This window comes from Pseudoneobacillus rhizolycopersici, assembly GCF_054786815.1.
Genome location: NZ_JBTOOE010000033.1, coordinates 20,705 through 31,372 on the forward strand (window position 1 = coordinate 20,705; position 10,668 = coordinate 31,372).

15 protein-coding genes are annotated in these 10,668 nt (G+C 37.9%); all 15 read right to left on the reverse strand.

The features are described from left to right. Positions 1 to 34: 34 nt before the first annotated feature. Entirely contained in the window at positions 35 to 691 is a 657-nt protein-coding gene (locus ACX9YW_RS21410; RefSeq protein ID WP_460350398.1) for a hypothetical protein, read from the reverse strand. After that, the gene (locus tag ACX9YW_RS21415) at positions 688 to 1,428 is read right to left on the reverse strand and encodes a hypothetical protein (RefSeq protein WP_460350401.1); all 741 of its coding nucleotides are present in this window, start codon (positions 1,426 to 1,428) and stop codon (positions 688 to 690) included. The genes ACX9YW_RS21410 and ACX9YW_RS21415 overlap by 4 nt, the downstream gene beginning before the upstream one ends. Continuing rightward, positions 1,409 to 2,311, reverse strand: coding sequence for an ATP-binding cassette domain-containing protein (locus ACX9YW_RS21420; RefSeq protein WP_460350404.1), 903 nt, complete (start codon positions 2,309 to 2,311; stop codon positions 1,409 to 1,411). The genes ACX9YW_RS21415 and ACX9YW_RS21420 overlap by 20 nt, the downstream gene beginning before the upstream one ends. Further along, positions 2,308 to 2,685: a GntR family transcriptional regulator gene (locus ACX9YW_RS21425; RefSeq protein WP_460350432.1), complete on the reverse strand. Its 378-nt coding sequence runs from the start codon at positions 2,683 to 2,685 to the stop codon at positions 2,308 to 2,310. The genes ACX9YW_RS21420 and ACX9YW_RS21425 overlap by 4 nt, the downstream gene beginning before the upstream one ends. 205 nt (positions 2,686 to 2,890) lie before the next feature. After that, positions 2,891 to 3,904 (reverse strand): S66 family peptidase, encoded by a 1,014-nt coding sequence (locus tag ACX9YW_RS21430; protein WP_460350407.1) that lies wholly within the window; start codon positions 3,902 to 3,904, stop codon positions 2,891 to 2,893. Between the two features lie 82 nt (positions 3,905 to 3,986). Further along, the gene (locus ACX9YW_RS21435) at positions 3,987 to 4,586 is read right to left on the reverse strand and encodes an HAD family hydrolase (RefSeq protein ID WP_460350410.1); all 600 of its coding nucleotides are present in this window, start codon (positions 4,584 to 4,586) and stop codon (positions 3,987 to 3,989) included. Between the two features lie 13 nt (positions 4,587 to 4,599). Next, a complete protein-coding gene (locus ACX9YW_RS21440; protein ID WP_460350413.1) occupies positions 4,600 to 5,262 on the reverse strand; it encodes an HAD family hydrolase in 663 nt (220 codons plus the stop codon). Further along, complete coding sequence (locus ACX9YW_RS21445; protein WP_460350435.1) at positions 5,255 to 5,770, reverse strand: nucleotidyltransferase family protein; 516 nt, start codon at positions 5,768 to 5,770, stop codon at positions 5,255 to 5,257. Before ACX9YW_RS21445 ends, ACX9YW_RS21440 begins: the two co-directional genes overlap by 8 nt. Positions 5,771 to 5,822: 52 nt before the next feature. Next, the gene (locus ACX9YW_RS21450; RefSeq protein ID WP_460350416.1) at positions 5,823 to 7,238 is read right to left on the reverse strand and encodes an HD domain-containing protein; all 1,416 of its coding nucleotides are present in this window, start codon (positions 7,236 to 7,238) and stop codon (positions 5,823 to 5,825) included. Beyond that, positions 7,177 to 7,746, reverse strand: a complete 570-nt coding sequence (locus ACX9YW_RS21455; protein ID WP_460350419.1) for a EutP/PduV family microcompartment system protein — start codon at positions 7,744 to 7,746, stop codon at positions 7,177 to 7,179. Before ACX9YW_RS21455 ends, ACX9YW_RS21450 begins: the two co-directional genes overlap by 62 nt. A 123-nt stretch (positions 7,747 to 7,869) precedes the next feature. Next, positions 7,870 to 8,454, reverse strand: coding sequence for a histidine phosphatase family protein (locus ACX9YW_RS21460; RefSeq protein WP_460350437.1), 585 nt, complete (start codon positions 8,452 to 8,454; stop codon positions 7,870 to 7,872). A 275-nt stretch (positions 8,455 to 8,729) separates the two neighbouring features. Beyond that, positions 8,730 to 9,224, reverse strand: a complete 495-nt coding sequence (locus ACX9YW_RS21465) for a nucleoside deaminase (protein WP_460350421.1) — start codon at positions 9,222 to 9,224, stop codon at positions 8,730 to 8,732. Between the two features lie 13 nt (positions 9,225 to 9,237). Then, on the reverse strand, positions 9,238 to 9,621 hold the full coding sequence (locus tag ACX9YW_RS21470) for an NUDIX hydrolase (protein WP_460350423.1): 384 nt from the start codon (positions 9,619 to 9,621) through the stop codon (positions 9,238 to 9,240). A gap of 14 nt (positions 9,622 to 9,635) precedes the next feature. Next, on the reverse strand, positions 9,636 to 10,271 hold the full coding sequence (locus ACX9YW_RS21475; RefSeq protein WP_460350426.1) for a pyridoxamine 5'-phosphate oxidase family protein: 636 nt from the start codon (positions 10,269 to 10,271) through the stop codon (positions 9,636 to 9,638). A 99-nt stretch (positions 10,272 to 10,370) separates the two neighbouring features. Further along, positions 10,371 to 10,668, reverse strand: a 298-nt coding sequence (locus ACX9YW_RS21480; protein ID WP_460350429.1) for a hypothetical protein, incomplete at its 5' end; no start/stop codon positions are given.

Here is a 10,668-nt window from a genome sequence, read left to right on the forward strand (position 1 = left end):
GATTACCTTCAAGCCTAACTGTAATCGTTAAATCTTATTTATTAACATTTGTAAACGGAACAGAGTTCACATCTATTTTTAAACCTTGCGGGACTCTTAAATATACTGCCTTCCCTTCATGTCCTATCATTCTATTATCATCCTTCGTTTTTTCCTTAAATTGATTAATCGTGAATTCTGTTTTTATCAATGCTACATTTATTTCTTGATAGTCAGGTGGAAGGATGAATAACGTATTATCACTAAGTTGAAATTGAATTGGATTCAATCTTTTCGAAAAATCAAATCCATTTACTTCCAATCCACTACCATATACATAAGCATCAATTTTCCCATCATCGCTTGTCTTTCTATCAATAAAGACAGGCGTGCCATCATCACTACCTACAGGCTTTCGGATTGACAATAGTTGTTTATCAAAGGGAATACTATTTTCTGCAAGCATAGGAACCTTATGTGTCTCTCCATTCATGAGTGACTCAAACAAATTAACATTCTGTTTATTTTCCATCTTCGGTGGACTTTCTACTAAGATCATTGGAGAAATCGCCATCGCTAATAGTAAGGTCCCTGTATAGATCATTAATAACCAGTGGGTTATTTTTACCGTAACATATTTTCTTGAAGCTTTTAATATATAGATCATCGCCATAATCAAAACCAACACAATAACCGGAAGGAGGATATTCATCGTCTAACCTCCATTCGATTGAAAATTCGGATTGAAGCTAGAAAAAGTAAAGCTGACGTCAGCAAAACCTTCAATAAAAATACGATTAATACCGGTTCCCCAAAATAAAATTGGAATGCACCATTAATGAAAGAATCTTTTTGTATAAAAGTTTCAAGAAACATCAATCCAAAAACAAATGATACAATCAGGAGGATAAAGATCTTATGAACTTGAACAAGCGCTCCAATAAAATAGCCAATCGATCCAGCTAAAAATATATAGGAAGTCGCCACTACTATTCCGATTAGGAAATCCCCAACAGAGATTCGCCCCCCAATAATCTCCAGACTAAAGAACAAATGACTTAACACAGTAATCAATTTACCACTCAACATCGCGGTCAATCCGCCAATGATACTAGCCGTTGCTAAAAACAGAGCGTTGGATAAATTACTGCTCACTCGATTCGTGACAAAGGTAAAATCATGATGTCGATATGGCTTTGTTGTGATCGTGATAGCGCTCATAAACGCCCACACCATTGTAAAACCAATAACTAAATCAGATGAATAGTATTTAACGTTAATACTTAAGTACTCCGAACTTCCTCCCATAGAGCCCACGCCGGCAAACGAAAAGAGAATTCCAATCAACTGAATTCCAATTAGGGAACTAAATGCATCGATATTTGCTTTCAATTTAAAAAGATATTGTTTCTTTATCACTTCAGCTAAGTTAACCCTCGTTAAAGACATGGTCGATTCCCCCCTTCTGATCACCTGTTAGATAGACACAGATATCGCTTGCCCGTACCGGTGTAATTTCTAGGCCCATTTGTTTCATTTCATTCATTGCATGGTTGGAAAATGTATTCTTAACAACGACATACTTCGCCCCTGTACCCATTTGACTCTCATAAAGGACATTTTCACCATCTGTCCATTGCCTTACTTTTTCAACAGACCCTTTGATGCCAACTGCCCATTCCTTCAAGTCCGACATCGGCAGGTGCAGAAAACTTCTGCCATCCTTAAGAAGTAGAACATCCTCGAGAACATCCTCGATTTCATCTAAATGATGGCTTGATAAGATAATCGTTCGCGGATGGGCGATATAATCCTTTAGAAGAGCACGGTAAAAATCCTTTCGAACAGCCGCATCCATTCCCGTCGTCGGCTCATCGAAAATCGTCAGCGGACAACGTGATGCCAAGCCTACGATCATATTAAATGTGCTCGTTCTCCCTTTTGAAAGGCGATTATGATAGGCTTTAGGGTCAAACGAAAAGTAGTCGAAAAGACCTTTTGCTAGTTGTTGATTCCAATTCGGGTAAAAGCTCCCTGCCACTTCTAACAATTCATAAAGCTGGAGCGCAGGTGGAAAACTCATCTGGTCATCAACAAAAATGGAATTGGCCGATGCGTTTAAATTATTAAAGGGTTGTTCAGAGAAAACCTTTATTTCGCCGGAGGTTTCTTTTATAAACCCGGCAATAATTTTTAGTAAGGTTGTTTTTCCTGCACCATTTCGACCGATTAATCCGGTAATTTTATTTTCCTCAATCGAAAATGTCAGCTTATTTAAGGCCTTTTTTCTAAAATAAGTCTTCGTTAATTCATTGCTTTCAATTACCTTCATTTCTCACCCTCCTCAAACTGTTTATTGATCATCTCGATTAATTCCATTTGCCGTATATCCAATCGATTTGCTTCTAAAACAAGCTCCTGTACCAAATTTTTCAACGTTTGGCTTTTACGCTTATTAATAATCATCTCTTTTGCATTTGTCGAAACGAACATTCCCAACCCCCGCTTTTTATAAAGAATCCCCTCATCCGCCAGCAAATTAATTCCCTTCGCGGCTGTCGCCGGATTAATCGTGTACATGTCAGCTAATTGATATTGTGAATAAACTTTTTGGTCACTTTCCAAATGCCCGTTCATTATTTCCGTTTCAATCCATTCGGCAATTTGCACATATATAGGCTTTGTTCCATCTGTGTTAAGAATAATACGCGCCCCCTTCATAACTAGTGCATTACTGTTGTAATGTAGTATATTATATTTTGGAAGGAATTTCAAGTTTTGTATTAAAATAAAAAACCGACATGATTTTTACTTGATCATGTCGGTTTTGGTACTTGAATCTGTGTGCTTGTATTTGTCGCTGGATTTTCCGTACAGAGAATCCGTTATTCACACTTTTTAGGAACTAATACTAAATAAAATATTGCTTAACCTTTCCTTTGCCGTCTCCTACTTCTACCTCCGCAAAAGCCCCATTAATGAACGTTATTTGCGGTGGCATGTGACCGCAATCGATGTCGTAAATAATGGGGATTTTTAGTTCTCCAGCAAGATCCTGATAAACGTCCCCAATGGTGTAGTTTTCGATTGGATGATTTGCGGGGCTACGTCCAAACATGATGCCGGAACAATTCTCAAACCAGCCAGCTAACTTCATTTGCGTTAAGCTTCGTTTTAAATCGGTTGTCGATAATTCACAATTCTCTAAGTACCATAATACCGGCTCATCGTTGATATATCTTTCCTTAAAACCTCTTACATCACCGAATGGCGTGCCTATCAAATGTCGAATAATATCGATACATCCCCCGAGTAATCTCCCTTGTACTTTCACTCTATCATGAGAAACCGTTTTCCATTCGGTTTGTGCCGTAAGATGAAATATAATTGGAGATGGGTCGCTATGATTCCACTGTTTTTGATATTTTTCTGAAGAATGTTGAACGGTGGAGCCTCCAATTTCGGTTGATAAAACGGATTCCCACTTAGCAGTTGTCTCGTCCGAAGAATCCCCCCGCAAATCTACAAAATTAGTGCCATGAGCAGTAGCTATTCCCGTCGTTAAGGTAGTGGCAAGGAGCAACCCACTTATATCGGAATACCCTAGAATCCACTTTTCCTTCATATTAATAAAATCAACAAATTCGAGCATTTCGACTAGTAGCTCGCCGCCCCATGGTGGAATGATGATATCAATTTGGTCATTCTGTATCATTTCATTGAATTCATCACCTCGCTTTTTAGCCGGTGCTGATTTTGCTTTATGCTGATTCCAAACCGTATCGCCGCAAACTACGTTAAAGCCCTTTTCCTCCATTCGTTTACAGGCATGTTTGAACATACCTTGCAGTTCGTCTCTGACCCCAGAGGATGGAGCAGTTACGCCTATCGTTGCGCCTTTTGTATAGCTAGGGTATTTGATCAAACTGTTCCCCTCCAAATTAATAGTTTATCTGAACTTCTATCTCCTTAACTTTTAAAAACTCCATAAATTCGTTTATATCCTTTTAGACCACATCAGGTTCAATCATAAATTCCAATGAATGGAAATCTGGTAACCATTGGACTCCAACAGTGTACATATTGGCTTGTTTACCAGCCTGGATATCAGCATCGCTGTCACCGATAAACATTGACTCTCCCTTTTCAATTCCTAGTAGTTTTAGAGCCTTTACTATACCTTCCGGGTGGGGCTTAGGATGGATGACATCGTCACCGGTAATCATAACATCAAATAAACCCTCCATTTGTAAGGCTTTTAAGGAAATATCCAAGCTTCGTTTGGCCTTTCCAGTGACAATTCCTAACTTGATTCCTCTACTCTTTAGGTACTCTAGTAAAACACTGATTTCTTGATTTCGTTTCACTACTTCATGATGATGGGAGGAATACGCTTCATAATACAATTCAATTGCCTGCTCTTTGTCATTATGAAGTAAGTTTTCTCTAATGATTCCCGTTTCTGATGGACCGAACATTGCTTTGATTTCCTCTGGATTCAAGTCCCTATCGTCAAACTCTTTAAAAACCTTTTGAAAAGCATAAAAACAAATCGGCAATGTATTCGCCAAGGTTCCATCAAAATCAAATAATATTGCTTTTATCATTAACACGCCCTTTTTATTTACTAATTAATTCTAGTAGGTCTAATAAATCATCAATGATGAAATCAGCCTCAGCCTGTTCCCATTGAGGATCTCGCTTCCAAACTCCCAACATTCCGACGTTTTTAGAGCCTTTGACATCATTTTCAGGATGATCACCGACATACATACACTCCTTCGCCGAAACACCAAGTTGTTCAATAGCCTTAATAAATATTTCAGGATTAGGTTTTTTAATTCCTTCCGATTCAGAAATAAGGATGCAATCAAAATATTTTTCAATGCCTAGGGCTTTAATATTATCCATTTGGAATGTCCTCATTCCATTCGTGATTAACCCTAAACGGATAGATTTACTTTTCAAAACTTCTAAAATATGAATTAGATTTGGGAAAGGTACACAGCTATTTTTAAAGTACGTCAAATAATCCTCGAGCATAAAATTCCAAGTAACCCCTTGAATCTTAAAATCCTTTACTAATTGTTGATATACTATATCCTTCCAAACATAGCCACGGCAATCTAACTCTATAAATCTTGAAAGGTAGTTTTCCTTAGGAATAGGTTGAAGCCATTCATATAATCTTTCATACTGACCAGCTAAAAACAATGGAACGGAAGCATCTCGATTTAATAAAGTACCATCTAAATCGAAGAGGATGGTTTTAATCTTACGCATGAATGACCTTAACCTTCTCCCACTTACTCTCCCATTTCTTTGTCTCAAGGCGTTGTTCATAGATTTGTTTTAACTCATCTGTTTCCAAGAAATATGGAGTAGGCTTCACCACTAGATTGATGACATCTTCAATTCCACATGGTGCGGTCAGAATCACCTGGTCGTTTTCATCTAACTTTACCCCAAGTGCCGTGACGGTTTCCGGAAATTTAGAGATGGCATCTACCGATGAGGTATAAGGTGGGAAGTCGTTAATAACATGCATTCTAGCTTGATTTTTAACGGACCAAGGAATACCCGGTTGTTTGGCTTTTAACGTTTCCTCTAGCTCCTTTTCAATCTGTTCATCTGTGTTCTTCGGGTCAAAATAAACCACATCAACATCCGCTAAATCTGACCTCTCACTAAATCCGTGCAAGACATCCCAAATTTTTGAGCGGACAAATCCTGCACACACCCACCAATCAGGCAAATGTAAGGATTGGGCCGTTTTTAAAATTTCCATCATCCACTCGTCTGATTGGATGAGAGCTATGATATCCTTTTCTGTTAATGGCAACTTAAAAACTCCTTTTTTGAAACCAATCATTCATTTCCGTTAATGCTTTTGCTGTTTTGGCATAATTTAGCCAAATATGATTAACTGTTTCTTCTCCATCAGAAATAATCTCGACAATATCTAAATCTTTCAGTTCAGTATGAATTGGAACTTTAGCTCCATTCACCTTAACGTGAGACATTTTTTTCGCAATGGAAGGTTTTAAAGCGAAGGCAAAATCGACGGCCGTTGATCCTTCTGGTAGGTTTATGACATCCATCTTTGGTGTGTATATCGTCATCTCTTTTTGAAAAAGCTCATAAGAAATTAAGTCATAAAATTCAATTGGATTATCAGCTAACATTTTGGCTGCTTGAATGGCATCCTTCAGGACTTTGTTACTTACCTCATTCAATGGCGCTCTTATAGCACTGCTTTTAATAAAATGAAAAATTCCTTCAACTGATCGTGCCTCTAATTCCTTCGATTGAATATGAATGTTCACCTCAATCCCATCCATTTCCACTACCGTTTTTAGATATTTAGAAAAGATATTTTTTTCAATGGCAATATTGTCCTCGAAGCTATTTTCTTTAACCTGAAATAATTGATGGATTACTCCTAGCATTGTGTAACAATCCATTGTTTTTTTGACGACCACTTTTATCGAAAAAATGTCTGAAAATGGATGGCCCTCTTGTAAAAGGGAATACACTTTATAAATTGGCTGTTGCTGCCAATCAACTTTAAATGGAATGGGGGTTGTATTTTCAAGTCGGATTTTAAACTCATTGTGTATCTTATGGAAAATTGGAAAGTAGTTCTCCATTTTCCTTTTTACACGGCTGTAGGCTTTAGGATGAAGATAATGAAAGCCCAATTCCTCGATTTCCTGTTGGACGCTAAATAGTCCTAATCTTTCACAAAGTGGTGCAAAAAATATTAATGTTTCATTGGAGTACGGAACTCGTTTTTCAACTTTTTTTACCGCGAGAGTTTGCATATTATGGAGACGGTCGGCAATCTTCACAATCGCAACGCGAATATCCTGTTCCGAAGCGGTAAGAAGTTTTTCAAAGTTAATCGCTTCATATTCCTCTTTAAAAATCGAGGGATTCTTCTCCATTTTTGTTAGGCCATTAACTATAAACGCAACTTCTTCACCAAAGTTTTCACTGATTTGGTTGAGAGTAATTTTCGTATCTTCGACCACATCATGCAGCAACCCCACCATAAGTGTGATCATGTCCGCTCTATTTTCTGCTAAAATTTTGCACACAGTGAGCGGATGGGTAACATATGGTTCGCCAGATGCTCTCAATTGTCCTTCATGCGCACTGATGGAGAAGTCTATTGCTTCTTCTAGATGCTTGATTTCAGTTTGTGTTAGATAATCCTGAGTGGTTTCCAGTATCGCGTTCGCTATCTGACTGATCACGGTGGTCACCTCCATTTAGAAGTTCGTCTACCTTTGTATTGTCTGTTAGCACCAATAATTTATATAAAAAGGGGTGTAACATTCCCATTATTTCAGGCTTGCTGATTCGCTCGAAATAGTTATTCCAGACAAACATCTTTTTGAAAATCGCAAATGAAGGTTGATAGTTTGCTTTTTCTAGTCCTAATTTTTGAAAAATAAACCGCTTAATGATGCGATATTTTCTATTGAAGATAGGAGTATCTAAAAAAATGATCAAGTCAGCTTTTTGAAAGCTTGGTAGGACCCATTTATGATGAGCTCCCTCGATAATCCAACAATCGGACATGATAACTTTTTGGAGATATTCATCACGTTCTTGCTCACTTCGTCTAATGTCACCGGTTTGAGTTCGCTGCCAGACCACGTTATCAAGTTCGTAATAAGGGATAGTGAGCTTGGAGGAGAGCGTTTTAGCCAAGGTTGTCTTGCCACTACCGACAGAGCCGATGATATGGATTCTCTTCATTCGTATCACCCGAAAATTTGATAGATTATCATTTCTATGAGAGAAGTGAAATCTCCTTTATTTTTATTTTGCTTGTACCTAATGATTAAAAAAGCCCCTCATTTCTTGAGGGGTCTCTTTACGCTATTTTCCATGAGAACTTGATAGATGATTGACTTGATTAAAATTTTTTATCACCCATTTTTCTTCATGAAAATGAACATTGCTTATGCACGCATTCATTAGCCTTGTTTTACCAGAACCGATTTCTCCATTTGAGAAGATCGAGAGAATAGAATTAATCACGCCCCCATGGGCTACGAGCAATATTTTTTTATCAGGATAGTGTTGATAGATGTTATCTATTCCTGCGTTTACTCGATTATTTAAGGATTCCAGACTTTCTTGATTTGAATAGTTTTTATCTGGAAAAGCGGCTATTCTTTCCTCTTTTGTCATTCCTTCTGCATCCCCATAAAATCTCTCTTGAAATTCGTCCATTTCAAGAATCGGCAGGTTTAAGACTTCATTAATAATATCGGCTGTCTGTCTTGCTCGTTTTAACGGGCTTGATATTAATACATCAAACTCTGAGTCTATTAAATAATCCCTACATTCCTGGGCTTGTTGGATTCCTTTGCTATTTAACGGGATATCAGTTCTCCCCTGAAGTTTTCTCAAGGCATTCCATTCAGTTTCCCCATGTCGAATCAAACAAATGGTCGTTATTTCAAACACTCTCCTTTCATTCCCCATGAATGTGTATGTTTTGAGAAACTTTTGGTGTAGAAAAAATGGGCAAGAATTATTTACGGGCATAAAATCCGTTATTTGTGCAAAATTGACCACTTTTCTAGATTTTGAGGACATAGGTTCCGTTATTTACTATATTCCAGGGAATCTTACCCCTAATCAGGTGAAATAACGGAACTTGTGTCCGGGAAACCATTAATTAAGAAGCTTATTATCAAAATAGCGGAACCTGTGTCCGCCTCATAAAGAAATTATTCAACAAGGTTACTCACAACATACCTAACTCCACGTCCTTCATCCCATTGTCTATGTAGTTCTTGTTGGCGGATGGCTAAATCCTTATAGGGCATGGGATTGATACTGACTTTATCAAACTTTTGCCTAAAGTTGCTACCCTCTTTCATTTTTCGCATAGCCCCTAAATATTCATCACTTAGTGCCCAGACAACTCTACTAATGTCGGCTAAAATTAAGGCTCCGGAACACATTGGGCATGGCTCAACGGAGGTATACAGAGTACATTTGTTTTTGTATCTAGGGTCCATTAATTGAGCCCCAGCCTTTCTGATCACATCTATTTCAGCATGACAGGTTGGGTCCAAAGCTGAAAAGACGCGATTCCTACCTTTAGCTAAGATTTTTCCTTTCTCATCAACTAAAACCGCACCAATTGGATAAGTGCCTTCTTCAAATGCCATTTCTGCTTCTTCTAATGCTAATTCAAGAAAATAGCGGTCTAAATCCATTGTCATCACCAAATTATCTATTTGATTTACTCTTCATTTGATTTAAATAAATTTCTATTATTGGAGATGTATATTGATCAAAAAATTGTCTATCAAATAAACTAATCCATCTAACATCAACTAGGTCCTCATTTCCCACCATTTCTTTATCCAAAAATAAATAGCCACCCGTAATTTTAGCTAGAAAGGTGTATTTTCCTTGGTTTTGATAGAGTAATTTTGCAATTTGAATATCATATCCTGTTTCTTCTTTTACTTCTCTTATACACGCCTGGTCAGGTGTTTCCTTTTGTTCAATCCCACCGCCTGGAAAGTTCCAAACGAGATCCCCTCTTTGTACATACTGCCTTACCATAAGTATCTTTCCACTTTCAATAATGACTGCTTGAGAGATCATATATGATACCTTTACTAATATAGCCTTTCTGCATAGCTTTCTTTTAACCCATTTTCTACCGTTTGTGGACTGCTATCTGGCAGATTGGCATGTTCATAGATAATTTTAGCAGCATATGGTAATGTTTCCCTGTTCGGCCAAGTGCTTGGCTCCCATAACCCAGACCGAATAAAGGCTTTTGCACAATGCATAAAGCATTCCTCTACCTCTATACCGATTCCTATCAGTGGAGTCTTGCCCTTAGCGGACATTTTTTCAAGTAGTTCTGGATCTCTAACTAACCTAGCCTTGCCATTCACTCTGAGTGTTTCCCCTAAACCCGGTATCATAAATTGTAATCCAACCTGTGGGTTCGAAAGAATATTCAGCATCGTGTCCATTCTTTTATTTCCTGGCCTTTCTGGAATGACTAGATATTTCTCATTTAGAACGTAGACAAATCCAGGTTGGTCCCCTCTTGGCGAAACATCGCAAAAACCAGATTTATCCGATGTTGATATGACTAAAAATGGTGATTTCGCAATAAAGTCTTTACAATTATGGTCTAAATAATTTATTGCCTTCCGCTTCACTAATTCGCTAGGAAATCCAATGATTGAACGAAGCTCTTCCTCTGATTCTATCAAGTTATGAAAAGGTATTTTCGTCACCAGCCACACTCCTAAAGATGAAATTTAGATACTCTAGATAAAACCCTTACTACGCCGTTACAATTGAGTTATTCCAAATCTCCTTCTGAACTGCCAAGTTTAGGAATAACTTTGCCCAAGTGATTCCCAGCCTCTAACTGAATTGACAAGTTTGGGAATGACTTTGACTGAGTTTTTCCCAATCTCCTTCTGAACCGACAAGTTTAGGAATAACTTTGACTGAGTTTTTCCCAATCTCACGCTACACTGACGAGTTTCGGAACAACTTTGCCCAAGTGATTCCCAACCTCTCACTGAACTGCCATGTTTGGGAATGACTTTGACTGAGTTATTCCCAATCTTCTTCTGAACCGACAAGTTTAGGAATAACTTTGACTGAGTTTTTCCCAATCTCACG